This is a genomic window from Dysosmobacter sp. Sow4_B12 (assembly GCF_052116665.1).
Taxonomy (GTDB): Bacteria; Bacillota; Clostridia; order Oscillospirales; family Oscillospiraceae; genus Oscillibacter.
Map to the genome: position 1 here is coordinate 152,467 of NZ_JBQKKR010000002.1, position 25,977 is coordinate 178,443.

At 62.8% G+C, this 25,977-nt stretch carries 29 protein-coding genes; 15 read left to right on the forward strand and 14 right to left on the reverse strand.

The genetic code is table 11. The features are described from left to right. Positions 1-2: 2 nt before the first annotated feature. From ACTQ4R_RS04705 to spoIID, 4 genes are all read right to left on the reverse strand, one after another. Positions 3-1,457: an ATP-binding protein gene (locus ACTQ4R_RS04705; protein WP_441626328.1), complete on the reverse strand. Its 1,455-nt coding sequence runs from the start codon at positions 1,455-1,457 to the stop codon at positions 3-5. Then, complete coding sequence (locus ACTQ4R_RS04710; RefSeq protein ID WP_441626330.1) at positions 1,454-2,170, reverse strand: response regulator; 717 nt, start codon at positions 2,168-2,170, stop codon at positions 1,454-1,456. The genes ACTQ4R_RS04705 and ACTQ4R_RS04710 overlap by 4 nt, the downstream gene beginning before the upstream one ends. A 94-nt stretch (positions 2,171-2,264) precedes the next feature. Further along, positions 2,265-3,419: a polysaccharide deacetylase family protein gene (locus ACTQ4R_RS04715; RefSeq protein ID WP_441626332.1), complete on the reverse strand. Its 1,155-nt coding sequence runs from the start codon at positions 3,417-3,419 to the stop codon at positions 2,265-2,267. 48 nt (positions 3,420-3,467) lie between these two features. Continuing rightward, a complete protein-coding gene (spoIID, locus tag ACTQ4R_RS04720; protein ID WP_441626334.1) occupies positions 3,468-4,514 on the reverse strand; it encodes a stage II sporulation protein D in 1,047 nt (348 codons plus the stop codon). 151 nt (positions 4,515-4,665) lie between these two features. On the opposite strand from spoIID, the gene ACTQ4R_RS04725 reads away from it, so the two are divergent. Beyond that, the gene (locus ACTQ4R_RS04725) at positions 4,666-5,481 is read left to right on the forward strand and encodes a hypothetical protein (RefSeq protein WP_441626336.1); all 816 of its coding nucleotides are present in this window, start codon (positions 4,666-4,668) and stop codon (positions 5,479-5,481) included. Between the two features lie 227 nt (positions 5,482-5,708). Here the strand turns inward: ACTQ4R_RS04725 and ACTQ4R_RS04730 are convergent, their stop codons facing one another. Further along, positions 5,709-6,170, reverse strand: a complete 462-nt coding sequence (locus ACTQ4R_RS04730; RefSeq protein ID WP_441626338.1) for a nucleoside deaminase — start codon at positions 6,168-6,170, stop codon at positions 5,709-5,711. A 78-nt stretch (positions 6,171-6,248) separates the two neighbouring features. On the opposite strand from ACTQ4R_RS04730, the gene ACTQ4R_RS04735 reads away from it, so the two are divergent. The 4 genes from ACTQ4R_RS04735 to rpsI all read left to right on the forward strand — a co-directional run bounded on the left by ACTQ4R_RS04735 (position 6,249) and on the right by rpsI (position 7,884). Further along, positions 6,249-6,551 (forward strand): DUF2508 family protein, encoded by a 303-nt coding sequence (locus ACTQ4R_RS04735; protein WP_441626339.1) that lies wholly within the window; start codon positions 6,249-6,251, stop codon positions 6,549-6,551. Beyond that, positions 6,542-6,805: a pro-sigmaK processing inhibitor BofA family protein gene (locus ACTQ4R_RS04740; RefSeq protein WP_441626341.1), complete on the forward strand. Its 264-nt coding sequence runs from the start codon at positions 6,542-6,544 to the stop codon at positions 6,803-6,805. The genes ACTQ4R_RS04735 and ACTQ4R_RS04740 overlap by 10 nt, the downstream gene beginning before the upstream one ends. Positions 6,806-7,033: 228 nt before the next feature. Continuing rightward, positions 7,034-7,462: a 50S ribosomal protein L13 gene (gene rplM, locus ACTQ4R_RS04745; protein ID WP_441626342.1), complete on the forward strand. Its 429-nt coding sequence runs from the start codon at positions 7,034-7,036 to the stop codon at positions 7,460-7,462. A 17-nt stretch (positions 7,463-7,479) separates the two neighbouring features. Further along, the gene (gene rpsI, locus ACTQ4R_RS04750) at positions 7,480-7,884 is read left to right on the forward strand and encodes a 30S ribosomal protein S9 (protein ID WP_441626344.1); all 405 of its coding nucleotides are present in this window, start codon (positions 7,480-7,482) and stop codon (positions 7,882-7,884) included. A 397-nt stretch (positions 7,885-8,281) separates the two neighbouring features. On the opposite strand, the gene ACTQ4R_RS04755 is transcribed toward rpsI, so the two are convergent. The 3 genes from ACTQ4R_RS04755 to ACTQ4R_RS04765 form a co-directional block, all read right to left on the reverse strand. Beyond that, positions 8,282-8,503, reverse strand: coding sequence for a helix-turn-helix domain-containing protein (locus ACTQ4R_RS04755; protein ID WP_298024254.1), 222 nt, complete (start codon positions 8,501-8,503; stop codon positions 8,282-8,284). Positions 8,504-8,610: 107 nt separating this feature from the next. Beyond that, positions 8,611-8,982, reverse strand: coding sequence for a hypothetical protein (locus ACTQ4R_RS04760; protein WP_298024256.1), 372 nt, complete (start codon positions 8,980-8,982; stop codon positions 8,611-8,613). Then, on the reverse strand, positions 8,975-9,205 hold the full coding sequence (locus ACTQ4R_RS04765) for a hypothetical protein (protein ID WP_302633640.1): 231 nt from the start codon (positions 9,203-9,205) through the stop codon (positions 8,975-8,977). Before ACTQ4R_RS04765 ends, ACTQ4R_RS04760 begins: the two co-directional genes overlap by 8 nt. A gap of 410 nt (positions 9,206-9,615) precedes the next feature. On the opposite strand from ACTQ4R_RS04765, the gene ACTQ4R_RS04770 reads away from it, so the two are divergent. From ACTQ4R_RS04770 to ACTQ4R_RS04795, 6 genes are all read left to right on the forward strand, one after another. Continuing rightward, the gene (locus tag ACTQ4R_RS04770; RefSeq protein WP_441626346.1) at positions 9,616-10,752 is read left to right on the forward strand and encodes an exonuclease SbcCD subunit D; all 1,137 of its coding nucleotides are present in this window, start codon (positions 9,616-9,618) and stop codon (positions 10,750-10,752) included. Further along, positions 10,749-13,511, forward strand: a complete 2,763-nt coding sequence (locus ACTQ4R_RS04775; RefSeq protein WP_441626348.1) for an AAA family ATPase — start codon at positions 10,749-10,751, stop codon at positions 13,509-13,511. The genes ACTQ4R_RS04770 and ACTQ4R_RS04775 overlap by 4 nt, the downstream gene beginning before the upstream one ends. Positions 13,512-13,719: 208 nt before the next feature. After that, positions 13,720-14,355 (forward strand): TetR/AcrR family transcriptional regulator, encoded by a 636-nt coding sequence (locus ACTQ4R_RS04780; RefSeq protein WP_441626350.1) that lies wholly within the window; start codon positions 13,720-13,722, stop codon positions 14,353-14,355. Then, complete coding sequence (locus ACTQ4R_RS04785; protein ID WP_441626352.1) at positions 14,342-14,479, forward strand: hypothetical protein; 138 nt, start codon at positions 14,342-14,344, stop codon at positions 14,477-14,479. The genes ACTQ4R_RS04780 and ACTQ4R_RS04785 overlap by 14 nt, the downstream gene beginning before the upstream one ends. Before the next feature lie 2 nt (positions 14,480-14,481). Continuing rightward, entirely contained in the window at positions 14,482-14,772 is a 291-nt protein-coding gene (locus ACTQ4R_RS04790) for an MATE family efflux transporter (RefSeq protein ID WP_441626354.1), read from the forward strand. A gap of 21 nt (positions 14,773-14,793) precedes the next feature. Beyond that, positions 14,794-15,744 (forward strand): MATE family efflux transporter, encoded by a 951-nt coding sequence (locus ACTQ4R_RS04795; protein ID WP_441626356.1) that lies wholly within the window; start codon positions 14,794-14,796, stop codon positions 15,742-15,744. 62 nt (positions 15,745-15,806) lie between these two features. Here ACTQ4R_RS04795 and ACTQ4R_RS04800 read toward each other — a convergent pair whose 3' ends face one another. The 6 genes from ACTQ4R_RS04800 to ACTQ4R_RS04825 all read right to left on the reverse strand — a co-directional run bounded on the left by ACTQ4R_RS04800 (position 15,807) and on the right by ACTQ4R_RS04825 (position 22,332). Continuing rightward, complete coding sequence (locus tag ACTQ4R_RS04800) at positions 15,807-16,559, reverse strand: heparan-alpha-glucosaminide N-acetyltransferase (RefSeq protein ID WP_441626357.1); 753 nt, start codon at positions 16,557-16,559, stop codon at positions 15,807-15,809. Beyond that, positions 16,559-18,853: a polysaccharide pyruvyl transferase family protein gene (locus tag ACTQ4R_RS04805; RefSeq protein ID WP_441626359.1), complete on the reverse strand. Its 2,295-nt coding sequence runs from the start codon at positions 18,851-18,853 to the stop codon at positions 16,559-16,561. The genes ACTQ4R_RS04800 and ACTQ4R_RS04805 overlap by 1 nt, the downstream gene beginning before the upstream one ends. A gap of 19 nt (positions 18,854-18,872) precedes the next feature. Continuing rightward, positions 18,873-19,376, reverse strand: a complete 504-nt coding sequence (locus ACTQ4R_RS04810) for a deoxycytidylate deaminase (RefSeq protein ID WP_441626361.1) — start codon at positions 19,374-19,376, stop codon at positions 18,873-18,875. 141 nt (positions 19,377-19,517) lie between these two features. Then, a complete protein-coding gene (locus ACTQ4R_RS04815) occupies positions 19,518-20,516 on the reverse strand; it encodes an XdhC family protein (RefSeq protein WP_441626363.1) in 999 nt (332 codons plus the stop codon). A 1-nt stretch (position 20,517) separates the two neighbouring features. Then, positions 20,518-21,864, reverse strand: a complete 1,347-nt coding sequence (locus ACTQ4R_RS04820; protein WP_441626365.1) for a sodium-dependent transporter — start codon at positions 21,862-21,864, stop codon at positions 20,518-20,520. A gap of 33 nt (positions 21,865-21,897) precedes the next feature. Then, a complete protein-coding gene (locus ACTQ4R_RS04825) occupies positions 21,898-22,332 on the reverse strand; it encodes a DUF3842 family protein (RefSeq protein ID WP_441626367.1) in 435 nt (144 codons plus the stop codon). 247 nt (positions 22,333-22,579) lie between these two features. Between ACTQ4R_RS04825 and larE the strand changes: the two genes are divergently transcribed. From larE to ACTQ4R_RS04845, 4 genes are read left to right on the forward strand one after another with little or no spacing between them, the layout of a single operon-like run. Then, on the forward strand, positions 22,580-23,335 hold the full coding sequence (gene larE, locus ACTQ4R_RS04830; RefSeq protein ID WP_441626369.1) for an ATP-dependent sacrificial sulfur transferase LarE: 756 nt from the start codon (positions 22,580-22,582) through the stop codon (positions 23,333-23,335). 7 nt (positions 23,336-23,342) lie between these two features. Then, positions 23,343-24,098, forward strand: coding sequence for a nickel pincer cofactor biosynthesis protein LarB (gene larB / locus ACTQ4R_RS04835; RefSeq protein ID WP_441626371.1), 756 nt, complete (start codon positions 23,343-23,345; stop codon positions 24,096-24,098). Then, on the forward strand, positions 24,095-25,456 hold the full coding sequence (gene larC, locus ACTQ4R_RS04840; protein WP_441626373.1) for a nickel pincer cofactor biosynthesis protein LarC: 1,362 nt from the start codon (positions 24,095-24,097) through the stop codon (positions 25,454-25,456). Before larB ends, larC begins: the two co-directional genes overlap by 4 nt. After that, positions 25,449-25,976: an FmdE family protein gene (locus ACTQ4R_RS04845; protein ID WP_441626375.1), complete on the forward strand. Its 528-nt coding sequence runs from the start codon at positions 25,449-25,451 to the stop codon at positions 25,974-25,976. The genes larC and ACTQ4R_RS04845 overlap by 8 nt, the downstream gene beginning before the upstream one ends. Position 25,977 lies beyond the last annotated feature (1 nt).

Here is a 25,977-nt window from a genome sequence, read left to right on the forward strand (position 1 = left end):
CCTCATTCCATGGCCAGGGAGAAGGTGAACGTGGTCACGCCGTTCTCACTGGTCACATTGATCTTTTCCTTGTGCTGCTCCAAAATGGTCTTGACGATGTACAACCCCAGGCCCACGCCGTCCTTGTCCTCGCTGCGGGACTTGTCGCTCTTGTGGAACCGTTCGAACAGCAGCGGCAGCTCCTCCGCCGGGATGGTGTCCCCCAGGTTCCGCACGGTCACCCGGGCCTTGCCGTCGATGGTGGTGACGCCCAGGTACAGCGTGGAGCCGGTGCGGGCGAACTTGGTGGCGTTTTCCAGCAGGTTGTAAATGACCTGGGTGATCATGTCGTTGTCCCCCAGCACCAGGATCGGCTCCTCGGGAATGTCCGCTTCCACATCCAGATTCCGGTCCGTGATCTTCTTTTCCATGGAGATCAGCACCCGGCGCATGCTCTCGCAGATGTCAAAGTGGCTGCCGGACTTCAAGGGGTCGATGGCCTGCAGCTGGCTCACGTCCAGCATCCGCCGCACCATGCGGGAAAGGCGGCGGCTCTCATCGGAGATGATCTGCAGGTACTGCTTCTCCCGCTCCGGAGGAATGGTGCCGTCCAGAATACCGTCGGTGTAGCCGGCGATGGTGGTCATGGGGGTCTTCAGCTCGTGGGAAATGTTGGCAATAAACTCCCGCCGCTGGCGCTCCGTCTGCTGGAGGGATTCCGCCATGGCGTTGAAGGACGCCGCCAGCTCGCCGATCTCATCGTCCCGGCCGTAGTCGTTCATGCGGATGTCAAAGTCTCCCTCGGCGTAGCGCCGGGTGGCCTGCACCATCTCCCGGATAGGCTGCACCTGGCGCATGGTGGTAATGGAGGAGGCCATGAAGGAGATCATCAGCACCACAAAGGCCGTCATGAAGAACAGCCCGATAAAGCCCTGCCACATGGAGTCCAGGGAGGTCGTCGTGGACACGCCGTATACCTCGCCCACCACCTCCTGGGTCTCCGGATTCACAGCGGGCACGCCCACCACGAAGCGCCGGGTCTCATACAGTCCGCCCAGGCTGTCCCGCCGGGCGGAGGCGCCCTTTTCCAGGATCTCCCGGCTCATGGACTCCGGCATGGTGACCACCTTCCCCTCCAGGCTCTGGTCCGTGGTGAGGAGAACGTGGCCCTCCGTGTCGCAGATCATGAAGTGCACGTCGGAGACGATGGCGGCAAAGGAGGCCAGCTGCTGGAAGTCCGGGTCGCTGCGCAGGTCCTCGATGTCCATGTAGCGGCCGTTTTCCAGGTAGTTGATGGACAGCTGGCTCATGACCCGTGCCTTGGTCATGATCTCCTCGCTCTTCTGGCCCCGGGCATAGTTATAGCTCAGAGAAAAGAACGAGGCGCCCAGCAGAAGCAGCGTCAAAAGCACCATGCCGGCGGTGACGAACATCTGCCGCCAGTAGAGGCCGTGGAATTGCTTGCGTAGCTTGCTCATGCTTTCCCGCTCTTTTCCGTCTGCTGGGCGGCACCCAGCAGCTCAAACTTGTAGCCCACGCCCCAGACGGTCTTCAGTGCCCACTGGTCGGATACGTTCTCCACCTTCTCCCGCAGGCGCTTGATGTGCACATCCACGGTACGGCTGTCGCCGAAGTAGTCAAAGCCCCACACCTCGTCCAGCAGCTGGTTGCGGGTGTACACCCGGTTGGGGGTGGAGGCCAGGTGGTATAAAAGCTCCAGCTCCTTGGGGGGCGTGTCGATCTTCTTGCCGTCAACAATGAGCTCGTAGGAATCCAGGTTGATGACCAGCTTATCAAACGTCAGCTTTTTGGAGGTGTCGTTGGGGATCTCCGTCCGCCGCAGCACCGCGTTGATGCGGGCGATGAGCTCCTTCATCTCAAAGGGCTTGACGATATAGTCGTCAGCGCCCATCTCCAGGCCCTGGATGCGGTCAAAGACCTCGCTCTTGGCCGTCAGCATAATAATGGGGACCTTGGAGGTCTCCCGGATCTTGGCACAGACGGCCCAGCCGTCCATGACCGGCAGCATGATGTCCAGGAGGATCAAGTCCGGCTCCTGCTTCTGGAACTCCTCGATGGCCCGTCCGCCGTCCCCGGCGGCCCGCACGTCGAAGCCCTCCTTCACCAGGTACATTTGGATCAGTTCCGAGATATTACGGTCGTCCTCGACCACCAAAATATTGCGTCCCATGGCGCTCCCTCCCGTTTTTGCATTTGGTTATCTACATTATACCCGCTCATGGACCGGGGTGTTGAATTTTCTGTAAATTCCCGGCATACGTATCTCACGCAGCCGGCTCTGTCAAAGCCAGGCACCGGTCCTCGGCGTTCTTCGCCGCAGTCAAAAAGGCGCCAAGCCCCGCGCCGCTGACATCCCCGTCCAGCCAGACGGACAGGTCCCCCCGGCGGGAGGACACCTTCTGCAGCAGGGCGGACGCATTGCTGCTGCCCCGCAGGCTGTAGCCGGTGCGGTCAATGTCAGCGTCCAGGCAGCACCAGCCCTGGCGCTCCAGCTCCGCCGCCGTGGGGGCATCCGCCTCCGGAAGGTACACCAGCCTGCTTTGGCCACAGGTGGCTCTGTACAGCGCGGCGTTGCCCTGCTCCAGCTGCCGGCGGATGGCCTCGCCGTCCGTTCCCTCCGCCAAAATGCCCACGGCCTGTCCCGTGGCCGTCATCCGCCGCAGCAGGTCGCCCTGCTTCTCCAGAAACTCCACGGTGCAGAAAAACGCCGCCTGGCAGTTCTGCCGGTCCAGGGCGTCCAGCAGGGCGGAGACCGTCTCCGGCTCTGTGGCCCGGAAACACAGGTACACGCTCTTGCCGTCGAAGCTCTCCTCCGCCTGCCCCGCCTCCGGTGTCTGGGCGGAAGGCTCCTTGCTCTTGAGGTATTGCTCATACCGGGCGCTCATCTGGGACTTGGCGGCATCGGCAAACTGGCCGGCCTGCAGCACATAGTCCGCGTCCCGCAGCCACACCAGCCAGCCCTTGTCACTGCCGGTAACGGCGTTGGAGCCGGTGAGGCTGATGGTGGAATAGCTAAGTCCGAACACCTCCGCCACCAGAGCCGCCGGCACGAATACCACATCTCCCTTTCGGATGGCCGTGGGATAATAGGTATTGCCCTGGTTGTCCTGGGCATAGGTCTTGGTCAAATCAAAGGCCAGGGATCTCCCCGACTTGCCCGCCTCGTACAGCGCCGCCATTTTCTTGGAGGCGTTGTAGGTATAGGCGATGCCGGAATCCTCCCGGACATAGCCGGTGAACACGGAGCCGGGAATATAGAGGTAGCCGCCGGACCAGAAGGGCATGGTGTCGTCGCTCACAGGCAGGACATTGTCGTTGATGGCGGTGAAATACACGTTTTTGACGGCGCCGGCCTGCACAACGGCCATCTGCGCCAGCAGCGCCAGTGCCAGCACCAGGGCCGTCCACCTTTTCTTCATCCGGGCTCCTCCTTTCCCCTCAGATCAATTATCAATTGTATTATTTTATCACGGTTCCGCCCGGTTTGTAAAGCTGTCCAGCCCCTTCCAGGGGCCCACGGTGACGCCGGTATAATAGTGGGTCAAGATCTCCCGGAAGTCCGCCCCCTCCCGGGCCATGCGGTCGGCGCCGTACTGGCTCATGCCCACGCCGTGGCCGTAGCCGGTGACGAAAAACACCAGCTTTTCCCCCTGGACCTCCCAGGTGAAGCAGGCGGACCGCAGGCCCAGGGCACTGCGCAGGGTGCTGCCCTTCATGGCGGTGCCGCCCACCGTCACGGTCTCCACACTGCCGGCGCTGTCGGTGACGGCGCTTTGCAGCCAGCCGCTCATAGGGCCGGAGAGGTCCGCCTCCGGCCGGACCGCCAGGACCCGGGTCCTAAACTCCTCCGCTGTGAACTCCGCCCGGCTGTAATAGTTGGGGATGGCCTCCGTGTCCTCCGGGGAGGAGACCGACTGCAGGTAGGGCAGGTCGTGGAGCCACACCTCCCCCGCCGCCCGGGTCTGTCCCGCCGAACAGGAGTGGAACACCGCCAGGATCGGCTCCCCATCGTACTGGATGACCTGGCCGTCGGTATCCCGGACCGCCGTTTCCACCTTTTCCTCGTTGGCGCCGGCCTCCTCGCCCCAGTTGGCCCTGGCCCGCTCCTCGGAGCTATAGGCCTGGCAGCAGGTGGGGTCCGTGCAGATGTCGGCGGCGGAGCCGTGATTGCCGCCGGTCTCCATCTTATACAGGGTATAGGTCCGGGCCGCCACCGCCTGGGCCTTCAGGGCCTCCTGCTGGAAGGACGCCGGCATTTCCGCCCGGACCACGCCCACCAGGTATTCCCCCAGGGTCATCTCCCGCACCTCTTCCCCATCCAGCACCCGCAGCGTCACGCCGCCGTCTGCTTCGCCGGGGACGAAGGGCTCCCCCTCCGTCTCGTCCGCCGCCCGCTCTCCGCCGAACAGCTCCTCCCGGAAAGGGACGATCACCGCCAAGGGCAGGGCGAACAGCAGCACCATCAGCACCGCGGACACCGCGATGCTCTGCCGGATTTGCGATCTTCGTTTCATGGACTGCCTCCTCTTTTGCGCCGCAACAGGTTGTCCCTTCACTGTATGCGGCGGGAAGCGGAAAGATACGCCGCCGTCAATGGACAAACAGCCCGGTCCGTGGTATACTGGGGCAAGCTGAATGAATCCTCCTGAGGAAGGGAGCGCCTGTATGAAAAATCATGCCGTATTTCCCGCCCTGGCCCTGGCCGGCGGCGGAGCCGCTTTCGCCCTGCGCCTGGCCCAGGACCGCACGGGGTTTGAATCCGCCACCGGCCTGCCGATGGCCGGAAACCTGTGGGGACGCCTGCTGGTGGGTCTGCTGGTGCTGATGGGGCTTGCCTGCTTTTTACTGTCCCGAAAGCTGCCTGCGGAAAAAGAGGACGCGTTCTCCTCGCTTTCCGCCGCCCTGGCCACCCAGAGTTCCTTTCTTCTGATGCTCTTGACGGCCGGCATGTTCCTGCTGGCCCTCTCCGGTCTTTTGGAGGTGGCCGCCGCGCTGGGTCTGATCCAGGGCCCCGCCGGGCGCCTGGGCCTTCTCCAGGGAGCGCTGACCCTCGCCTCCGCCGTGTGCCTCCTCTCGGTCCTCCCCGCCTGCCGCCGCAGCGGCGCCCGGGAGGCCGCTCCGTCCGTCCGCCACGATGCCAACGGCAATTTCCTGCTGGTGGTCGTGGCCATGCTGGTAGTCCGGTTGGTGATAGCCTACCGGACGGACTCCACCAATCCGGCGCTGGAGGCCTACTATATCGATATTTTGGCCCTGGTTTTTTTGACGCTGGCCTTTTACCGCCTGTCCTCTTTCGCCTTTCGGGCCGGCCAGACCCGGCGGTTCCTGCTGTACGCCGTCCCCGCCGTGGTACTGTGCCTGGCAGCGCTGGCGGACAGCCGTCCCTTGTATGACACCCTGTTTTTCGCCGGCGCCGGTGTGACCGTTCTGGGCTTTTTGCTGCTGCGGCTGGACAGCCGCGCCCTCTCCCGGAGCAATTGATGACAGTTTACCACAAGACCTCCGCCGAAAAAAGACTTTTCGACGGAGGTCCTCTTTTTTACAACAATACGGAACAGGGTCAGCCTTGCGGCTGGCCCTGTTCCGTATTGTTTGGAAGATTGGATGAAAAGAAGTTTTGTCTCTTGCAAGTATCACTCTACAAAAGAGTTGTTAACCAAACCAGCAAGAATTGTTACAAAAGTCTTAAATCCGAGAATATTTTTATGTCAACTCTTTTTCTCCCGCAGGGCGGCGAAAAACGACGCCAGCTCCTGCCGGCACTCCTCCCCCAGAATGCCGCCCACCAGGGCCGGCCGGTTTGGAAAATCCTCCATGAACAGGTTGGTCACACCGCCGCAGGCCCCCATGGCCGGGTCCCTGGCCCCGTACCACACCCGGCGGACCCGGGCGTTGAGGATCGCTCCGGCGCACATGGGGCAGGGCTCCAGGGTCACGTACAGTTCGCATTCGTCCAGCCGCCAGGTGCCCAGGGTCTCGTTGGCCTGGGCGATGGCCTCCATCTCCGCGTGGGAGGCAGTGGCGCGTTTTTCCTCCCGGCGGTTGCGGCCCCGGCCCACCACCACGTCCCCCCGAACGATGACGCAGCCCACCGGCACCTCTCCGGCGGCAGCGGCCTCCCGGGCCAGCTCCAGGGCCTGGCGCATGTACACTTCCTGTTTTTGTGGCATGTTTTTCCTCCTTGTCCGCATGAAAGCTGGCATATTTGTCCAAACTCTCCATAGTTATGAACCAGGAGGGACAACGCCATGAAAACCGCTTTGATCGCAAAAAAGCCCCAGCCGGACCCGGAGCTCCCGGTCCTAAAGGCGGAGCTGCTGGCCGCCCAGGGGGAGCTGGCCTTCGCCTACCAGCAGTTCGACCAGGCTCTGGCGCCGGAGCTGGTGGAGTGCTGCATCTACCAGATCAGCGCCGCCAAGGCCCGGTGCGACTATCTCATCCGTGTCATCAAGGAACGCACCCCCCAGCGCGGCGCAGCTGGCGAACCGCGGACCGGCAGCCAGCAGCGCAGCGCCTTTGCATCTGACGAGGAGGACGCCCTGTGGACTTGAATCAGAAAATCATCGCCGCCCTGGTGGGCGGCTTTCTCCTCATCGCCCTGCTGCGGGTATTCCGGGCGCCGCTGCGGCTGGCCTTTCGCCTGGCGGTGAACACACTGCTGGGCTTCGCGGCCCTGTGGGCCGTCCACGCCACTGCCGGCATCACCGGCATCGCCCTGGGCGTCAACCTCTGGAACGCCCTGGTGGTGGGCATTTTGGGGGTGCCGGGACTGGTGCTGCTGCTGCTTACACAATGGGTATTATAGCCATATCCGCGGAGTCTCGCCCTCTCCGCGGTTTCTTTTTGAAAATCGAATATGAGATTTCAAGAGCTATTAGGAGCTATTCAAAGAAAATCAAAGATTTCACAGAGATAAATCATTTTTTTGTTGACACGTTCCGCTCCCTGTGTTATAAATATCCTTGCTCCGATTTTAACCCGGAGCTCTTGATTTGTAAAGCGAAGCAAATTATATATGTACGGAGGAAACACCATGTCCACTTTTATGGCAAACAAGGCCAACATCGAGCGTAAGTGGTACATCCTGGACGCCGCCGGTAAGCCCCTGGGCAAGACCGCTGTCCGGGCTGCCGACCTGCTGCGCGGCAAGACCAAGCCCACCTACACTCCCCACGCCGACTGCGGCGACAACGTCATCATCATCAACGCCGGCAAGGCTGTCCTGACCGGCAACAAGGGCACCCAGAAGATCTACCGGACCCACTCCGGTTGGGTCGGCGGCTTGAAGGAGACTCCCTACCGCATTCTGATGCAGGAGAAGCCCGAAGTCGCCATGCGGGTGGCTATCCGCGGCATGATGCCCAAGAACACCGTCTCCAAGGATTCTCTGAAGCGTCTGCACATCTATGCTGACGCGAACTACGAGCAGCAGGCGCAGAAGCCCGTGGCTCTGGAAGTTTAATAAGGAGGATTAAGAGAATGTATCAGTCTAAGAAGCCTTACCTGTATGGCACCGGCCGTCGGAAGTCCTCCGTGGCCCGCGTCCATCTGTTCCCCAACGGCACCGGCTCCATCACCATCAACGGCCGTGACATCGACGATTACTTCGGCCTGGATACTCTGAAGATGGTCGTCCGTCAGCCCCTGGAGCTGACCGGCAACACCGGCAAGATGGATATCGTTGCCACCGTCGCCGGCGGCGGCGTTTCCGGCCAGGCCGGCGCCCTGCGTCACGGCATCTCCCGCGCCCTGCTGCTGGCCAGCGAGGACAACCGCGCCATTTTGAAGAAGGCCGGTTTCCTGACCCGCGATCCTCGTATGAAGGAGCGCAAGAAATACGGCCTGAAAGCCGCCCGTCGTGCTCCCCAGTTCTCCAAGCGCTGATTTTGTTATCAGTTACCCCGGAAAACTTCGGTTTTCCGGGGTTTTCTTATGTCAAAAGTTACGATACCTAAATCTAAGGGGTCTATTTTTTCAAAAAGCGCACCACAATATATTGTGGTGCGTAACCTTTTATAGCACAATTTTTGAGGTTAAATTTGCGGTGGGAAGCCTTTTTTTGAGGGTTTGAGGTTAAATTTGCGGTGGGAAAACCGCCCAGAAATTGGTATCCGCACATCTAATCACGACTCTGTTTTTCTTCATCCTGCGTTCTATGGATAATGAGCAATGGTTTGTTCTTCGCTCTGAATCTCGAATGATCGTCCCCCATCTGAAAACAGAATTTGAGCGCAGAAAAAGGGCCGTTGCAGAATTTGGCATTCTGCAACGGCCCACTCCATTAAAAAATCAGTTTTGCCTTCTTAGGCTTCCTCGCATACTTCTCTCGCGGCTCACTCTCAATCCGCTCCCAGTATTGTTCAATGTGTTTTCTGGTAAACTGAACCTTACCGCCTGGGCAGGACTGATAGTATCCGATTTTCTTGTTCTCACGCATTTTATCCAAGGTAGTTAGCGATACTCCAAGAATGGCTGCCGTCTCTCTTCGGTTAAACAGTTCCATCGTAATTTGCTCCTTCAAAAAAATGGATTTGTGGGCAAATGCCCCTTCACTATAAATGGAGAAAAAGGTGGGGCAAATGAAACCCCCTAATGGCAAATAAGTTCAAATTAGTTTTCTTCGGGACGGTTACAATCAGGGAGTTTGAAGAATACTCTTACTCCAGGATGGGGGCCGCTCAGGAGTTCATCAACTACAATAACGCCAACCCCGCAATCAACTTCAAAGGAAGCCGCGTTATCTGGTGTGTCGTTGGCTGTATTGTCCTCGTTTCTCAACGAGAACCGCTTTCTGCCGGCGAACCGCTCCCGGAGGTGAAAAATCTGTAATTCAAGCTCCGCAATTATTTGCTCTGCTTCTCTTTCCGTGTACTCATACGATGCTGGCTCAGCGCAATTCCCGAGTTTCTTTAGATCCTTGATGATGCCCGTCATTCTCTTTTCGACAATACGCCGAAATCGCTCGTGTTTGACTTCATTCATGCCAGGGTTCCTCCCATTCCACAATATCTGAGGCTTTGGTAGATTCCTCATTACAGGCCCCGTTTTCGCTTGTTCCTGCGCTCTCCCTGTCCATTTCCGGAGTGGGGATGGCTGTTATCGGGAACACATCATAATTGCCCTCAGCAGCGCTGGAAAGGCCACAGGAGGCCAAGAAACGCTCTTGTGCCTCCGGTGTCAGGTCAGAAAAGTAGATTTCAAACATTTGGCTAAAAATCTGATATTATTATACCAGAGAGAATCCAGATCATGAAGCCCCATTTTTCTCTCATTCTATGGTGTATGCGTAATTGTGCGGCAGGTCGCGAGGATGCCCTCTTTGATCCCCCCCTTTGTTTGAGGTTAAATTTGCGGTGGGAAACATTTTTAAGTCCTGAAACCGTTGCGGCACAATGGATACGAGTTTGTGGGCCGGCGCAGTACGGTCTGAAGGCCGCCCGTCGTGCTCCCCAGTTCAGCAAGCGCTGATTTTTGCTGCGAGCCTTTTCAAAAGAGCCATCCCAAGTGGGATGGCTCTTTTTCATTCGTTTGAAGCGCCCGCCATGCTTTTATCATTGCCCATTTTCGGAAATATCTCTATAATGGTAGCAACGAAAACCTTTGGGAGGCCGCCCTATGAAGTTCATCCATCTGTCTGACCTGCACATTGGCAAACGGGTCAACGAGATCTCCATGATCGAGGATCAAGCATATATTCTGACCCAAATCATCCGCATCATCGACGGGGAACGCCCCGACGCGGTGGTCATCGCCGGGGATGTCTACGACAAATCCATCCCTCCCGCCGAGGCGGTAACGCTGTTTGACGACTTTCTCTGCCGCTTGGCAAAACGGAGTCTCCCCGTGCTCATCATCAGCGGCAACCACGACTCCCCGGAGCGGCTGGCCTTCGGCGGCCGGCTCATGGCAGGGTCGGGCATCCACCTTGCCCCCGTCTATGACGGCATAGTGGAGCCGGTCACCCTCTCCGACAGCCACGGCGACGTCCGCTTTTGGCTGCTGCCCTTCATAAAGCCCGTCCATGTGAAGCACTGCTTCCCCGACGCCGGCATTGAAAGCTGCACGGACGCCCTCCGCACCGCGGTCGAGCACATGGGCGTGGACTTCACCGGCCGGAACGTACTGGTGACCCACCAGTTCGTCACCGGCGCCGCCACCTGCGAATCCGAGGAGATCAGCGTGGGCGGCTCCGACAATGTGGACATCTCCGTGTTCGACGGGTTCGACTATGTGGCCCTGGGCCACCTCCACGGTCCCCAGAACGTCGGCTCCAGCCGCGTCCGCTACTGCGGCACCCCCTTGAAATACTCCTTCTCCGAGGCAGGCCACTATAAAAGCGTGACCGTGGTGGAGTTGGGAGAAAAGAACGACCTGCGGCTGCGCACCGTTCCCCTAACGCCCCGGCATGACCTGCGGGAGATCACGGGCACCTTCGCGGAGCTGACGGACAAGGCTTTCTATTCCACCGCCGGCACGGAGGACTATCTTCACATCATCCTCACCGATGAGGAGGATGTGGCGGAGGCTGTGGGCCGGCTGCGGGTGATCTATCCCAACCTTATGAAGCTCAGCTACGACAACACCCGTACCCGTACTGACCAGGTGGTGGGAAGCGCGGAGAACGTGAAAAGCAAGTCACCGCTGGAGCTGTTTGAGGAGCTGTACGCGCTGCAGAACAACCAGCCCATGAGCGGGGAGCAGCGAGCCTTTACTCAAGAGCTCATCGAGTCTATCCAGGAGGGGAACGTATGAGACCGCTGAAACTGACCATTGCCGGCTTCGGCCCCTACGCGGGAAAACAGGAGCTGGATTTTGCGGTCCTGGGCCACCGGGGCCTGTACCTCATCACCGGCGACACCGGCGCCGGAAAAACCACCATTTTCGACGCCATCACCTTCGCCCTCTTTGGGGAGGCCAGCGGCGATAGCCGCAGCGCGGACATGCTGCGGTCCAAATACGCCCGGGACGAGGACCCCACCTTCGTAGAGCTGACCTTCGCCTACGGCGGCAAAACGTACACCGTCCGCCGGAACCCCGAATACGAGCGGGCCAAGGCGAAAGGCACCGGCACCACCAAACAGCCGGCCAGCGCCCAGCTGACCTACCCGGACGGCCATTCCGTCACCAAAACGAAAGAGGTGGACCAGGCGGTCCAGGGCATCATTGGCCTAACCCGGGAGCAGTTTTCCCAGGTGGCCATGATCTCCCAGGGGGAATTCCGCAAGCTGCTGCAGGCGGACACCCGGGAGCGGCAAAAAATCTTCCGGGACATCTTCGGCACAGGTCTGTATGTGACGCTGCAGGAACAGCTGAAGGCCAAGGCCACGGAGCTGAAAATCCAGCGGGAGCAGGCGGATGTCAGCATCCGCCAGTATGTGGAGGGCATCGCCTGCCATGAGGACTCCCTGCTGGCCGCCGATGTGAAGAAGGCCAAGGAAAACGGCCTGCCCATCACAGAGATCCAAGGTCTTTTGGAGCGGCTTTTGAAGGAGGATACCGCCGCCCAGGAGGCACTCAGCGGGCAGCTCTCCCAGTTGGACGGGCAGCTGGAAACGGCGGTGGCGCAGCTGGCAAAAGCCGCGGCGTACCGGACCGCGAAGCGTTCCTTGGCCGAAAAAGCCCTCCAGGAAGCGGAAAGAGCCGCGTCTTTGGAGCAGCTGGCAGCCTCATTGGCTGCCGCCCAGGCCACAGTACCGGAGCAGGAAGCCATCGCAAAGCAGATCACATCCATGGAGCTTCTGCTGCCGTCCTATGATGAGCTGAACGCCAAGACCGGGGAGCTGGCAAAAAAGGAAAAAGCCCTGTCGGACACCGCCGCGGCCCAGGAGGATGCCCAGCGGCGCAGCGCCGCGCTGACCGCCGAAATCGCCGCCCTCAAGGAAGAGCGCAAAGGGCTGGAGTCCGTCAGTGCCGAACAGGAAAAGCTCCAGGGGCAAAAGCAGACCCTTCTGGACCGCAGGGAAACGTTCCGGGGCCTGGCGGCGGACATGGATGCGCTGCGCCGCCAGAAGGCGGAACTGAATCGGCTGCAAAAGGCGTACTTGGCAGCGGAAGCCAGGTCCTCCCGGCTTCGCCGGGACTACGACGCCCAGAACAAGGCGTTTTTGGATGAGCAGGCCGGCATCATCGCCTCCTCCCTGTCTGTCGGGATGCCCTGCCCGGTGTGCGGCTCCACGGAGCACCCCCACCTGGCGGTCCTCTCAGAGGACGCGCCCACGGAAGCCCAGGTGAAAGCCGCGAAGGCCGCTTACGAAAAAGCCCAGAGAGAAACCGAGCAGGCCAGCGGAAATGCCAGCACCCAGCGGGGCATCGTGAATTCCGCCGAGGACGCCATCCGAAAGGCCATTGTGCCGCTGCTGGGAGAAATGCCCTTGGAGGATGCGCAGGCTGCCGCCAAGGCCCAGGAAGCCGCACTCACCGGGGAGATCACGGACGTGGAGCAGAAGCTGGCCTTTTTGCGGCGGCAGGCGTCCCGCAAAGCCCAATTGGACGGTCTCATCCCGCAAAAGGAAGCAGCCTTGCTCACCTTGGACACAGCCCTTACCAACGCCAAGGCGCAGCTTGCCGGGCTCTCCGCCTCCCTTTCGGAGCTGAACGCCCAGATCGGCACACTGCGCTCCAGGCTGCCCTTCCCGGACAAAGCCGCCGCCCTAACGGAGAAGGCCGCGCTGGAGAAGCAGCGGAGCGGGCTGAAAGCCGCGCTGACCGCCGCCGAGGCCGCCCACAGCGCCTGCAAAGAGGAGCTGGCGGGTATCCGCGCCGCCATGGAGCAGCTGCGGGGCCAGCTGGCCGCGGAACCGGAGGCGGACGCGGAGGTCCTGGAAGCCCGGAAAGCGGACCTCATCGCCCGAAAAAATGATATTACGAAAGCCCAGAAGGACCTCCACGCCCGTATCACCGCCAACGCCTCCGCCCAGGGGAACATCGCCGCCAAGGCGCGGGAAATGGAGGCACTGGAAACCCGGTACGCCTGGATGAAGGCCCTCTCCGACACCGCCAACGGCACCGTCACCGGCAAGGACAAGATCATGCTGGAAACCTACATCCAGACCACCTATTTCGACCGTATTCTGGAGCGGGCCAATATCCGCCTGCGGAAGATGTCCGGTGGGCAGTATGACCTCAAGCGCCGGGGAAAAGCCACCAACCAGCGCAGCCAGAGCGGGTTGGAGCTGGACATCGTGGACCACATCAACACCACGGAGCGCAGCGTCAACACCCTCTCCGGCGGCGAGGCCTTCCTGGCCTCTCTGGCCCTGGCCCTGGGCCTTTCCGACGAGGTGCAGATGTCCACCGGCATCCATCTGGACACTCTGTTCGTGGACGAGGGCTTCGGCTCCCTGGACTCCGAGGCGCTGAGCAAGGCCTATCTGACCCTGGCGGGCTTGACGGAGGGCAACCGCCTGGTGGGCATTATCTCCCACGTCGCCGAGCTGAAGGAGAAGATCGACAGGCAGATCGTGGTGAAGAAAGAACTCTCCGGCGGCAGCCGGGCCACCATCATCGCCTAATAGCAAGCCGGCAAACGCCGCGGGTCAAAGCCATTGCTTCGACCCGCGGCGTTTTCTGGACTGCCGCCTGCCTTACCGGAAAGCCCAAACACCGGAGCAGCGGACACAGATCGTTTACAATTCCGGCGTTGAAAAGAATTGACCGGGTGGTCTGTTTATGCTACAATCAAAAACAGACCGTTCGGTCTTTTTTATTGGAGGCACCTGTATGAAACGTGAAGAGAAAAACGCCCTGTCCCGGCAGCGGATCCTGGACGCGGCCATGGAGGAGTTTTCCCGGCGGGGCTACGAGGGCGCGTCCTTGAACACCGTCTGCGCCGAAAAAGGCCTTTCCAAGGGGATCATTTACCATTACTTCAGCGATAAGGACGACTTGTATTTATTGTGCGTGAAAACCTGCTTTGACGACCTCACCTCGTATCTGCGGGACACTGTCCGCCTGCTGTCCGGCTCTGTTGAGGAAAGGCTGCAGCGTTATTTCGACGCCAGGCTCCGCTTTTTCACGGAGCATCCCCTGTACCTGGGCATCTTTACCGGCGCTGTGTGCGACCCGCCGCCGGGGCTTGTCCCCGCCATTGCGGAGCGCCGCCGGACCTTTGACGATCTGAACATCTCCGTGCTGACGGAGCTGCTCAACAGCGTTCCCCTGCGGGAGGGGCTGTGTGTGCAAACCGTGGCGGAGGATTTCAGAGTATATATGGACTTTTTCAACCTGCATTTCAAGGCGGCCTGCGCCGCCGGAGCCGACAGCGGCGACCTTCTGCGGGAACATGAAGAAAGGTGTCACCGGCAGCTGAACATCCTGCTGTACGGTGTATTTGGTGAACAACATGAAACAACCTAATTCCGCCTCAAAAGAATCCCTGCTCTCCGAGGTAAAGCCCTCAAAGGCCATCGTCCAGCTGGCGGTCCCCGCCACTCTGGCACTGCTGGCCAAGGCCGTATACAACATTGTGGACACCGCCTAATTGTGGACACCGCCTACATCGGCATGCTGGACAGCGACATCGCCCTGGCCGCCGTAGGCGTGACGCTGCCGCTGCTGCTGATCATGGTCTCCATCGAAAACATTTTCGCGGCAGGCGCCTCGGTCCTGGCCGGTCGCCAGCTGGGTGCCGGAGAGCGGGAAAAGGCCAACGAGACCGTCACCACCATCGTCGGCTTTTCCATGTTTGTGGGCGCGGCCCTGTGCGTGCTGGGCATCATTTTCATAGAGCCGCTGCTCACCGCCTTCGGCGCGTCGCCGGCGGTTCTCCCCTAGGCCGAGGGCTACGCCTTCTGGATGTTCATCGCCGCCCTTTTCAACCTTCCCGCCCAGAGTCTGAACTGCGCCGCCCGGGCGGAATCCTCCGTGAAGATCTCCTCCGTGGCTGTTATCACCGGCGCGGCCCTCAACGTTGCGCTGGACCCGGTCTTTATGTTCTCCTGGGGTCTTAACATGGGCGTGGAGGGCGCTTCCCTGGCCACCACCATCTCCCAATGCGTCACTTTTTTGATCCTCATGTGGTTCTACCTCAGCGGGCGCTCCATCATCAAGGTCAAGCCCCGGTATTTCAAGCTCTCGGGCCGCTTCCTGTGGTCGGTCACCGCCATCGGCATCCCCACGGCGGTCATCCAGATCTGCCTGGCAGTTGCCACCTCTCTGACCAACATCGCCGCCAAGCCCCTGCCGGATTCCGACTTGATCATCGCGGCCTACGGCGTGGTGCAGCGCTTGATCCTGATCGGCTGCTATGTGGTCATGGGCTTTATGCAGGGGTATCAGCCCGTGGCCTCCTACGCCTTCGGCGCCAAAAACGAGGACCGCTTTCACGAATCGGTGCGCTTCGCCCTAAAGGGCGCGCTGCTGCTGACTGTGCTGGTGGCGGGGGTGTATATTCTGTTGTCGAAGCCCCTCATTCTGCTGTTCAACCGCAATCCCCTGGTGGTGGAGGTCGGAAAGTGGCTGCTCGTCTCCCAGGTAGCCCTCTACCCGGCCTTTGGCCTGTGCTATATGATGACCATCACCTTCCAGACCATCGGCTCTTCCAGGATGGGACTGTTCCTGTCCTTGATCCGCCAGGGGCTGTTCTACGTGCCGTTTATTCTGACTCTGCCGAAGCTTCTGGACGTATCCGGTATTTACCTCTCCCAGCCCTTCGCGGATGTACTGACGATCTTTGTCTGCCTCTTCCTCGTCAAGCCCATGAAACGCATGGCGTCGAAGAACATGAACAAGCCGGCTGCCGCATGACCGCGGAGCCCACACGGTCCATACGAAAAGAAAGCCACCCGTACGGGTGGCTTTCTTGATTTTCACAAAACTGTCTCCGCCGCCAGCAGCAGGCCGTACAGCACCGGCTGGTGGAGAAGATAGACCACCAGGGAATGACGGCCCAGCCAGCCCAGCACCGGGACAGGCCGCCGGTGCCTTCCCCGCTCCGGTCCCTCCCCGGCAAGCCAGAGGGCGTGGAGAAAATACCCCACGCCGTACAGGAAGATCCAGGGCAGCATGGGAAAGTAATCCGACGAGGTGAACTCCGGCGCCGGGAACCCCAGGAAATTGCCAAGGGGCCCCGTGTGATACAGCCACGCCGGCAGCAGGCGGCAGCCGGCGATGAGGCCGCTTTCTATTTGCCGCGTCAGGCCGAACAGCGCCGCGCAGGCCAGCAGTCCCCACTGGGGCGGACAGCGCTCCAGCTGCCGCCGCAGGCCGTGAAAGAGCAGGCAGGCCGTACCCAGAAACGTCAAAATCCCCCACCGGATGGGGTCCTCCGGCAGCACGACCATGGTCACCGCCCACACCAGGGCCCCGGCGGCCAGCAGCAGCAATCCGTGGCGCACGGAACGGCGGCTGAACCGCTGGCAAAAGCCCGCCAGCAGAATAAAGGACCAGCAGATGAACTGCTGCCACAAAAAGCCCGGCCAGCCGTCATACCAGGGAAGGTCCAGGCCGTGGAGGTTCACCAGGTCCCAGACGGCGTGGTAGCAGATCATATGGACCAGGGCAAAGCCCCGCAGGGCGTCCACCGCCGGATAGCGGCTCCCCCGAACTGTCGCCGCCTCCATCAGCGAAGTTTTTTGCGCAGCTTGTCCTTGACCTCGGGGGTAAGGGCCTTGGACACCGCCCGCACAGGCAGGGGCGGCACGGAGCAGAACTTTTTCCGCACCTGGTCGAAGGGTTCCAGGGCGTAGGCGGCGAAGAACGCCGCCCGGTCCGCCGGCCGCTGGATGGGACAGGCCAGCCGGGGATTCCCCGCGATGGCCCGCTCCGCCGGGAAGGCCTGCCGGGCCAGGGGCAGCTGGTCGAACAGGTGGCTGCCGTGGGGGGTGTTCACCAGCAGCAGGGAAACGCCCCGCTCCTGCTGCTCCGGCAGCTCCTCCGGCCGCAGGCCCCAGAAGTCACCCAGCGTAAAGTCACCGGGCCGGTTCATGGAGGTATAGGCGCAGGTATGGCAGCTGGGCCGCAGGAACAGTGCCCGGCCGAAGGCACGGCCGAACTCCGTGGCGAACAGCGGCGCGGAATCCACGCTGCCGTCGGTATAAACAGTGGTGAAATGGCTGTCCTTCCAGCCGGTGACCTTGTTGCGGAAGCGCACCACCTGGAGGCTCTTGCCCTTGCGCTTTTCAATGGAGCGGACCATATCCTCCCACACGCCGGGGGAGGGGACGCCGTGGCACACCAGGTCGCAGGTGGTGAGGTTTTCCGGCCGGCAGCCCAGGTAGCGGTACAGGCCGTCCACCTGGCAGGGGGTGCCGGAAAACAGCACCGGCTTTGTCTGCAGCCAGCGCTTTACCTCCCGGTAGCAGTCCCCCAGGTCGCTTTGGACGTACTTGGCGCCACGCAGCCGCCACAGGTCCTCCTTGCGGAAGCAGGCCACGTGCCGCAGGTGTTGCCGGCCGTCCAGGGCGGCGCCGAACACCACGCCGCCGCTTTCCAGAATATACTCCGCCAGCACGGAAAACACGCCGCCGGAGGTGGAATCCTTGCGGACGCTCTCGTCCCGGTTCCAGGCGGCAAACACCGCCGGCAGGGGCCGGGGCTCCCGGGGGTGCAGGGCGGGACAGACGGCGGTGCAGTGTCCGCAGCGGACGCAGGCCTCCTCATGGACGGCGGGATAGAGGAACCCCTCCTTGTCCCGCTCCATGGAGATGGCGTCCTTGGGGCAGCCGCTGGCGCAGGCGCCGCAGCCGGTGCAATGGCTCCGCTCCGCCAGGACGGGCGTTTTCCGCTCCTCCTGCTCGGCGGAGACCTCCTCCCGGAAGTCCTCATCCGCCAGAGCGGCGCGCAGATAGGTAAGAGAGCTTTGCCGGGCCTCCTCCAGGCGCCGGTCCACAGACGCCCAGTCGATGGCGTCGTCCAGGCCGGCGGTGTCGCCTTTGCCGATGATGCGCCCGGTGAGGCCCAGGCGGCTCAAGATACTGAAAGTGCGGGAGCTCTCCGGCGCCGCCAGCTCCGACGGGGCCACGGCGGTGAAAAAGGGCTTTTGGAACTGCACGGAGAATACCGTCCCGTGGAAGGAGTTGGTACACACATAGCTGGCGTTTTGGAACAGGCCCAAAAACTCCGCCGGGCCGGCGTCCAGCACACATTTGGCCTTGGGGTGGACCTTCTGGCGGATGCCGCACAGCTGCACCACAGGCAATCCCGTCTTTTCCGCCAGGGCATGGATATAGGGCGCCAGGGCGCCGGGCTTACTGATGCAGTAGCAGAGGATATAGCCCTTCTCCGCCGGGGGCTGGGCGATGGCACCCCACTCCTCCCGGTCCAGCAGCAGTGTGGGGTCCAGCACCACCGGCACAGTCTTTCCGGTGACCTCCTCCACGATGACCTGGCCCTGGCGCTCCCGGACAGAGACATGGGAAAAGCCGGCAAGATACCCCCGCAGCTCCTCCTCCATGCCCTCCGGCACATGGGGAATGCCGAAGGAGGGGGCGTAGGCGATCTTCCGCCGCCGGGAAAAGGCCCCGAAAAACACCGGGTCGAACCGGCCGTCAGGGAAGATCTTCGGATTCCAAATCTGGTCGCTGCCGGAGAGGATCACATCATAGGGCAGCTCCGCGTTCTCCAGCTCCTCCAGGCTTTCAAAGCGATGGCCGGAGATGCGCAGGTACTGCTTGGAAAACTCCTCGAACCGCTGGTAGCGGGCCTTCAGCGGCGCGTAGTGCAGGGCGGTGTGAACGTCGGCGGCGGCACTGCCCAGGCCGGTGGGTCTGCGGAAGAGGTCGTTGTTCTGGTTGACGTAATAGTCCACGATCTCGCACTGGCTGCCGCAGCGCTCCACAGAGCGCTCCGTGGCGTAGGCCTGGAGCAGGGCGCCGTAGTGATGGATATGGTAAAAGGTGACAAGTCCTGTCTTCAACTGAGAGACTTCCTTTCTGTTACGGCAGGTCCGGCGGAATGATGTTCACGGGGCTGAGCAGGTCGTCCTCCTCCACCCACTCCCGCACATCCACCACGTCAAACTCCGTCTCCGTCCGGCGGATGACCACCCGGCTGAGGCCGGCGTTGATGACCAGGCGGCGGCACATGGGGCAGGAGGTGGCATCGGAGAGGAGCTCGCCCGTCCGGGCGTCCCGGCCCACCAGGTAGATGGTGCCGCCCACCATGTCCCGCCGGGAGGCGGAGATGATGGCGTTGGCCTCGGCGTGGACGCTGCGGCACAGCTCGTACCGCTCGCCCCGGGGCACCCGCATGGCCTCCCGGGAGCAGTAGCCCATGTCCACGCAGTTGGCACGGCCCCGGGGGGCGCCGTTATAGCCAGTAGAGATGATCTCGTCGTTTTTCACGATGATGGCGCCGTAGACCCGGCGCAGGCAGGTGGCCCGCTCCAGTACGGTCTGCGCGATGTCCAGATAGTAGTTTTCTTTACTGATACGGTCCATAGGCATCCCTCCGCTATCATGATGATTTATTTTAACACGGCCCCGCCGCCTTGGCAAGAAAAGAGACGAGTTTCCCACCATCTGGCACGGTTTTGCCGCAAAGGCGCGAAAAAGCGGACGCCGCGGCGTCCGCTTCTCCATTCAATCCAGCTTGCCCGCCCGGACGGCGATGAGCTCCGCCGCCACGGAGACGGCGATCTCCGCCGGCGTTTCCGCCCCGATGGCAAGGCCGATGGGGGCGTGGAGGCGGGCGTATTCCTCCGCCGTGAAGCCCGCCGCCAGCAGCCGCTCCCGGCACAGGGCCAGCTTTTTCCGGGAGCCGATGCACCCCAGGTACTTGGCCCCGCTGCGGAGGGTCTGGGAGAGAACCTCGTAATCCGCCTGGTGGCCCCGGGTCATGATGACCACATAATCATCCGCCGTGACTGTCACCGCTTGGGAAACGTCCTTAAACGCCCCGCAGACCGTTTCCTCCGCCGCTGGGAACAGGGCCGGGTCCGTGAACTCCGGCCGGTCGTCGTACACCACAGGCCGGAACCCCGCCGCCGCGATGACCGGCACCAGGGCTTGGGACACGTGGCCGCCGCCGAAAATATACACCTTCCCCGCCCGGACCACCTGCATACTGGTCCAGCCGTCCCGGACCACTGTCCGGCTCTCCAGCAGTCCCTCCGGAGGAGCTTCCGTCAAATGGCGGAAGCCGGCGCGGCTGCCGGTGCCCATGTCCGTCACCCGCTCCCCCTCCAGGCGGCGGATGAGCCAGGTATCCTGGTCACCGCCGGAGGCCTCCACCACGTCCCGCAGCACGGCGATGACGTGCCGGTCCCCGCCGGGCAGGAACTGGAAGTGCAGCGACACATCGCCGCCGCACACCATGCCCAGGCTTGCCGCGTCCCCCTGGACGAAGCGGAAGTCCCGCACCCCGCAGCCGCCGCTCTCCAGCAGCTCCGCCGCCAGGCGCTGGGCCTCGTACTCCACATTGCCGCCGCCCACGGTGCCGGCGGATGCGCCATCGGCAAACACCGCCATCATGGCTCCGGCGCCCCGGGGCGTGGAGCCGCCGGAGGCAAGGATGCTCACCAGCTCCACCGGCTGGTCCGCCTCCAGAGCGTGGACCACCCGCCGCCAGAATTCCCGCATGTCAGCCGATGCCTCCCTTCACGACGGCGCCCAGGATGAGTACCAGCACCGTCACACCGCAAAAGCCGTATTTCGCCAGAGGATAGAACCATGGACCCAAAGGCTTCTCCCGGGCCAGGTTCACCTGCTCCAGACACCCCTCCCGGCCGTACACCCAGTAGAAGAATACGCCGGCCAGCAGAGCGCCCACCGGGCAGGCGTAAATGGAGCAGATGTCCATCCATCCGGAGACGATGCCCTGGATGGAAAGGCCCACAGCCAGGCCCACGGCGCCGATGACCGCCACTGCCTGGCGGCGGCTGAGGCGCAGCTTTTCCTGGAGGGTGGCGGTGGGGGCCTCAAAGAGGTTCACCAGGGACGTAAAGCCCGCGAACAGCGCCGCCACGAAAAACACCATCATGATGACCGTGCCGCCGGGCATGGTCTTGAACAGGTTGGGCAGGAAGATGAACATGAGGCCCGGGCCGCTTTTATCCAGGGTCTCCCCCGCCGTGGCCATGGCGGGGATGATGACCATGGCCGCAAGCAGCGCCGCCATGGTGTCGAAAAAGGCCACCGTCCGGGCGGAGGAGGGCACATCCTCATTCTTGGAGAGGTAGGAGCCGTAGATCAGTGTGCCGTTGCCGGCGATGGACAGCGAGAAAAACGCCTGCCCCAGGGCGTAGACCCACACCATGGGGTCCAGCAGCTCCTTCGGCCGCAGCACGAAGATATAGCGGTAACCGTCCATGGCGCCGGGCAGGCCCGCGATATAGATGGCCAGCACCAGAAACAGGATGAAAAACACCGGCATGAGGACCTTGTTCACCTTTTCGATGCCGCCGCTGATGCCAAAGGCCATGACCAGGAAGGTCACCACCATGGCTGCCGCCTGCCAGGCGGTGTTGCCCCAGGCAGAGGCCGTGGCGGAAAAATAAGCGTCGAAGCCCGCCACGCCGTCGTTGGCCAGCACAGCGCCGGTAAAGGCGCCCACGGCATACTTCAACAGCCAGCCCACCACCACGGAATAGCCGATGGCCATGGCCAGGGAGCCTGCCACCGGGATGAGTCCCAGGGCCTCGCCCCAATCCCTGCGGCCGGTGCGCCGCTGGGCGGCGGCGCCGAAGGCCGCCATGGGCCCGCCGCCGGTGGCCCGGCCGAAGGCCATCTCCCCGATGACGCCGGTGGAGGCGATGAGCACCACGAACAGGATATAGGGAATCAAAAAAGTGGCGCCGCCGTAGCGGGACATGCGGGCGGGAAACAGCCAGATGTTGCCCATGCCCACCGCGGAGCCGATGCAGGCCAGCTGAAACCCCCACTGGGACCGGAAGGCATCCCTGCCGGCAGTCGTTTTTTGCCGTGTCATACGGTCTCTCTCCTCTCCATTCCTGCGGACCCGTCACGCCGTGAGGCGCCGGACCTCCTCGTCCAGCAGCCGCATGGCCTCGTCCAGATAATACTGCATGGGCTGGCCCGGCCCCACCGCCAGGCGGATGCTGCACCGCTGGGAGGGCAGCAGGATCTTCACCGCGCCGCTGGCGCCGATGGCCTCCGCCATGCGGGGCGTCACCTCCCCCAGAAGGCCGTTGGCCGCCAGGACGCCCACGGGGCCCAGCAGGATGTGGGCTCTGCCGGCGCCGAATACCACGGCGTTCTCTCCGGTGGCTCCCTCGTCGGCGCCGCCCTTGAGCATGGCAGCGGTGGCAAGGGCATTGGTGCCCAGAGCCCGGACCCACAGGTCCGGAAAGTCCTTTTTCACCGCCTCCGCCAGGGCCCGGCCCATGCCGCCGCCCTGGCCGTCCACAATGGCGACCAGCAATTCCGTACGCTTCATACCCGCTACCTCGTTTTCACATATATAGTATCAGCATACCCCGCCGCGGCAGGAATTGTCAACGGCAATCGCATTTTCCTTGACGGTGCCCCCCATCTCCGGTATAATAAAGCAAACGCGGTCCAGAAGGTCCGCACCGCAATCGCTTCCCCCCTTTATCTATGCGCAGCAAAAGCCGCGCCGCATGTCAGAAGGCATACCCTCCCAGGGGGTATGCTGTTTTTTTGCTCAGAAAGGAGCGGAATCTATGGAGCTTTCCGACTTTTTCCGCCAGCACCCCACCGGCGCCGTGGCCTTTTCCGGCGGTGTGGACTCCTCGCTGCTGGTGTGGGCCGCCGCCCGGTACGGTAAGGGCTGGCGGGCCTATTACGTCCACTCCCCCTTCCAGCCGGCCTTTGAGCTGGCAGACGCCCGGCAGGTGGCAAGCCAGTGCGGCCTGCCGCTGACGGTGCTGGAGCTGAACGTCCTGCAAAACAAGACCGTGGCCGCCAATCCGGCGGACCGCTGCTACCACTGCAAGCACTGTATCTTCTCCGCCATTTTGGACCGGGCCCGGCAGGACGGCTGCCCCCTGGTCATCGACGGCACCAACGCCTCCGACGACGCCGGAGACCGCCCCGGCATGCGGGCGCTGCGGGAGCTGGAGGTCCGCTCCCCCCTGCGGGAGTGCGGCCTCACCAAGGCCGATGTCCGTCGTCTGAGCCGGGAGGCGGGCCTTCCCACCTGGGACAAGCCCGCCTACGCCTGTCTCGCTACCCGCGTCCCCACCGGCACGGCGCTGACGGCGGAGCTGCTGCGGTCCGTGGAGGCGGCGGAGACCGCCCTGGCGGAGCTGGGCTTCCGGGACTTCCGGGTGCGTGTCCGCCACGGCCTGGCCCTGGTGCAGGTGACGCAGGACCAGTGGTCCCTGGCCGCCGCCCGGCAAAAAGAGCTGTTGGAGCGGCTGCGGCCCCTGTTTGAAGGCGTGGCCCTGGACCTGACGCCCCGGGCCCCGTCAGAATAAGGAGGAAATGATGGCAAACAACATTCTATCGGTATTGCAGGCGGTCCAAAGCGGCACTCTGACGCCGGAGAACGCCCTGCTGCGGCTGAAGCTGGCCCCCTACGAGGACCTGGGCTACGCCAAGGTGGACTACCACCGCGCCGTCCGCCAGGGGGTGCCGGAGGTCATTTATGGCCAGTCCAAAACGGCAGAGCAGATCGCCGGCATTCTGGAGGCCATGGCCCGCCGGGACTGCGCCAACATTCTGGTGACCCGCATCGGGCAGGAGACAGCGGACTTCCTGGCAGAGCGGTTCCCCCTGCGCTATGAGCCCCTGTCCCGCCTGGCGGTGGCTCTGCCAAAGGACATGGAGGGCCGGGGCAGCATCGTGGTGGCCACCGGCGGCACCAGTGATATGGGCGTGGCCGAGGAGGCCGCCATCACCGCCGAGACCCTGGGCAACCGCGTCACCCGGCTGTACGACGTGGGGGTGGCGGGGCTGCACCGCCTTTTGAGCAACCTGGAGCCCCTCATGACCGCCCGGGTGGTCATCGCCGTGGCAGGCATGGAGGGTGCCCTCGCCAGTGTCATCGGCGGGCTGGTGGACTGCCCGGTCATCGCCGTGCCCACCAGCGTGGGATACGGTGCCTCTTTCGGAGGCATGAGTGCTCTTTTATCCATGCTGAACTCCTGCGCCAGCGGCGTCAGCGTGGTGAACATCGACAACGGCTTCGGCGCGGGCTTTCTGGCCAGCCGTATCAACCAAATGGAGGGACTGGAATGAAAACACTGTATCTGGAATGCAACATGGGGGCCGCCGGCGACATGCTGATGGCCGCCTTGTACGAGCTGCTGCCCCAGGCCCAAAAGGACGTCTTTTGGGACACCATGAACCGCCTGCTCCCCGGCGTCACGGTGACGCCCCGGCAGGCCGTCACCTGCGGCATTGCCGGCACCCACATGGAGGTAACGGTCCACGGCCAGGAGGAGCACAGCCACGACGTGGCCCTGGGCGCCGCCCAGGACGCTGTTCATGACCACGTCCACGAGACAGACCATGACGAGGCCCATCACGGCCATGAACACCATCATCACGCGCATGAACACCACCATGACCATGCGCATGACCACCCCCACGACCATGAACACGAACATGGCCATGAACACGGACACCACCATCACCACGCCTCCCCGTCGGACATCGCCGCCATTCTGGCAGGGCTGGACGTGCCGGAGGCGGTGCGCTCCAACGCCAAGGCCGTCTACGACCGCATTGCCGCCGCCGAGGCCAAGGCCCACGGCGTGCCGGTGATGCAGATCCACTTCCACGAGGTGGGTGCCCTGGACGCCGTGGCGGATGTCACCGGCGTGTGCCTTGCCATGCATCTGCTGGCGCCGGACCGTGTAGTGGCCTCCCCCGTCCATGTGGGCAGCGGACAGGTCCGCTGCGCCCACGGCATCATGCCGGTGCCCGCTCCCGCCACCGCCAACCTCCTCACCGGCATCCCCACCTACGGCGGGGAGATCCAGGGCGAGCTGTGCACCCCCACCGGCGCCGCCCTGCTGGCCCACTTCTGCGAAAGCTTCGGTCCCCAGCCCGCCATGGAGGTGGCGGCTGTGGGCATCGGCGCCGGCGTCAAGGAATTTCCCGCCGCCAACTGCGTCCGGGCCTTCCTGGGAGAAACGGAAGAAGGCGGCCGGGAGGCCATTTCGGAGCTGGTGTGCCACATCGACGACATGACGGCGGAGGCCCTGGCCTTTGCCGGGGAGCGGCTGCTGGAAGATGGAGCCCTGGACGTGTCCACCGCTCCCATCACCATGAAAAAGGGCCGGCCCGCGTGGGCCCTCACAGTGCTGTGCCGCCCCGCTGACGAGGAGCGGCTGGCAAAGGCCGTCCTCCGGGAGACCAGCACTCTGGGCGTCCGGGTCCGCCGCTGTGAGCGCTATACCCTCGCCCCCTCCCTGCGGACGGTGGAGACCGCTTATGGTCCCATGGCCGTGAAGGTGGGACAGGGCTTCGGCTTCCGCCGGGAGAAACCGGAGTACCGGGACGTGGCCCGGGCAGCGAAGGATCATAGCCTCCCCTTTCAGAAGGTGTGGGAGGACGTGCTGGCCGCCGCCAGGGAGGACCGGGATGAATAAAGAGCTGTGGGACAAGTGCGTGGCCTTTCACGGCCATTCCTGCCCGGGGCTGGCTATCGGCTTCCGGGCGGCCACTCTGGCCCTGGAGCTGCTGGGGCTGGAGGAAGGCGCTAAGGACGAGGAGCTGGTGTGCGTCACGGAAAACGACGCCTGCGGCGTGGACGCTGTGCAGGTGGTCACCGGCTGCACCATGGGCAAGGGGAACCTCATTTACCGGGGCACCGGGAAGATGGCTTTTTCCTTCTACTGCCGCCGCAGCGGCAAAGCCGTCCGTCTGATGCTCAAGCCCCTGCCGGAGGACCTGGACCGGGAAGCGCGGCGGCGGATGATCCTGGAAGCCCCGGCGGAGCAGGTGTTTTCCGTCAGCGTCCCCAGCCGTCCGGTGCCGGAGCCGGCCCGGCGGTTTGCCAACGTGGTCTGCGCCGGCTGCGGCGAGACCGTGCCGGAGCACAAGGTCCGCCTGGTGGAGGGCAGGCCCTACTGCCTGGACTGCTTCGCCCCCTACGACCGGGGCTGGTAAA

Excerpts from the sequence above, each read along its gene's own strand:
- ACTQ4R_RS04705 (WP_441626328.1), bottom strand. The coding sequence starts at position 1,457 with ATGAGCAAGCTACGCAAGCAATTCCACGGCCTCTACTGGCGGCAGATG.
- ACTQ4R_RS04710 (WP_441626330.1), bottom strand. The coding sequence starts at position 2,170 with ATGGGACGCAATATTTTGGTGGTCGAGGACGACCGTAATATCTCGGAA.
- ACTQ4R_RS04715 (WP_441626332.1), bottom strand. The coding sequence starts at position 3,419 with ATGAAGAAAAGGTGGACGGCCCTGGTGCTGGCACTGGCGCTGCTGGCG.
- spoIID (WP_441626334.1), bottom strand. The coding sequence starts at position 4,514 with ATGAAACGAAGATCGCAAATCCGGCAGAGCATCGCGGTGTCCGCGGTG.
- ACTQ4R_RS04725 (WP_441626336.1), top strand. The coding sequence starts at position 4,666 with ATGAAAAATCATGCCGTATTTCCCGCCCTGGCCCTGGCCGGCGGCGGA.
- ACTQ4R_RS04730 (WP_441626338.1), bottom strand. The coding sequence starts at position 6,170 with ATGCCACAAAAACAGGAAGTGTACATGCGCCAGGCCCTGGAGCTGGCC.
- ACTQ4R_RS04735 (WP_441626339.1), top strand. The coding sequence starts at position 6,249 with ATGAAAACCGCTTTGATCGCAAAAAAGCCCCAGCCGGACCCGGAGCTC.
- rplM (WP_441626342.1), top strand. The coding sequence starts at position 7,034 with ATGTCCACTTTTATGGCAAACAAGGCCAACATCGAGCGTAAGTGGTAC.
- rpsI (WP_441626344.1), top strand. The coding sequence starts at position 7,480 with ATGTATCAGTCTAAGAAGCCTTACCTGTATGGCACCGGCCGTCGGAAG.
- ACTQ4R_RS04755 (WP_298024254.1), bottom strand. The coding sequence starts at position 8,503 with ATGGAACTGTTTAACCGAAGAGAGACGGCAGCCATTCTTGGAGTATCG.
- ACTQ4R_RS04760 (WP_298024256.1), bottom strand. The coding sequence starts at position 8,982 with ATGAATGAAGTCAAACACGAGCGATTTCGGCGTATTGTCGAAAAGAGA.
- ACTQ4R_RS04765 (WP_302633640.1), bottom strand. The coding sequence starts at position 9,205 with ATGTTTGAAATCTACTTTTCTGACCTGACACCGGAGGCACAAGAGCGT.
- ACTQ4R_RS04770 (WP_441626346.1), top strand. The coding sequence starts at position 9,616 with ATGAAGTTCATCCATCTGTCTGACCTGCACATTGGCAAACGGGTCAAC.
- ACTQ4R_RS04775 (WP_441626348.1), top strand. The coding sequence starts at position 10,749 with ATGAGACCGCTGAAACTGACCATTGCCGGCTTCGGCCCCTACGCGGGA.
- ACTQ4R_RS04780 (WP_441626350.1), top strand. The coding sequence starts at position 13,720 with ATGAAACGTGAAGAGAAAAACGCCCTGTCCCGGCAGCGGATCCTGGAC.
- ACTQ4R_RS04785 (WP_441626352.1), top strand. The coding sequence starts at position 14,342 with ATGAAACAACCTAATTCCGCCTCAAAAGAATCCCTGCTCTCCGAGGTA.
- ACTQ4R_RS04795 (WP_441626356.1), top strand. The coding sequence starts at position 14,794 with ATGTTCATCGCCGCCCTTTTCAACCTTCCCGCCCAGAGTCTGAACTGC.
- ACTQ4R_RS04800 (WP_441626357.1), bottom strand. The coding sequence starts at position 16,559 with ATGGAGGCGGCGACAGTTCGGGGGAGCCGCTATCCGGCGGTGGACGCC.
- ACTQ4R_RS04810 (WP_441626361.1), bottom strand. The coding sequence starts at position 19,376 with ATGGACCGTATCAGTAAAGAAAACTACTATCTGGACATCGCGCAGACC.
- ACTQ4R_RS04815 (WP_441626363.1), bottom strand. The coding sequence starts at position 20,516 with ATGCGGGAATTCTGGCGGCGGGTGGTCCACGCTCTGGAGGCGGACCAG.
- ACTQ4R_RS04820 (WP_441626365.1), bottom strand. The coding sequence starts at position 21,864 with ATGACACGGCAAAAAACGACTGCCGGCAGGGATGCCTTCCGGTCCCAG.
- ACTQ4R_RS04825 (WP_441626367.1), bottom strand. The coding sequence starts at position 22,332 with ATGAAGCGTACGGAATTGCTGGTCGCCATTGTGGACGGCCAGGGCGGC.
- larE (WP_441626369.1), top strand. The coding sequence starts at position 22,580 with ATGGAGCTTTCCGACTTTTTCCGCCAGCACCCCACCGGCGCCGTGGCC.
- larB (WP_441626371.1), top strand. The coding sequence starts at position 23,343 with ATGATGGCAAACAACATTCTATCGGTATTGCAGGCGGTCCAAAGCGGC.
- larC (WP_441626373.1), top strand. The coding sequence starts at position 24,095 with ATGAAAACACTGTATCTGGAATGCAACATGGGGGCCGCCGGCGACATG.
- ACTQ4R_RS04845 (WP_441626375.1), top strand. The coding sequence starts at position 25,449 with ATGAATAAAGAGCTGTGGGACAAGTGCGTGGCCTTTCACGGCCATTCC.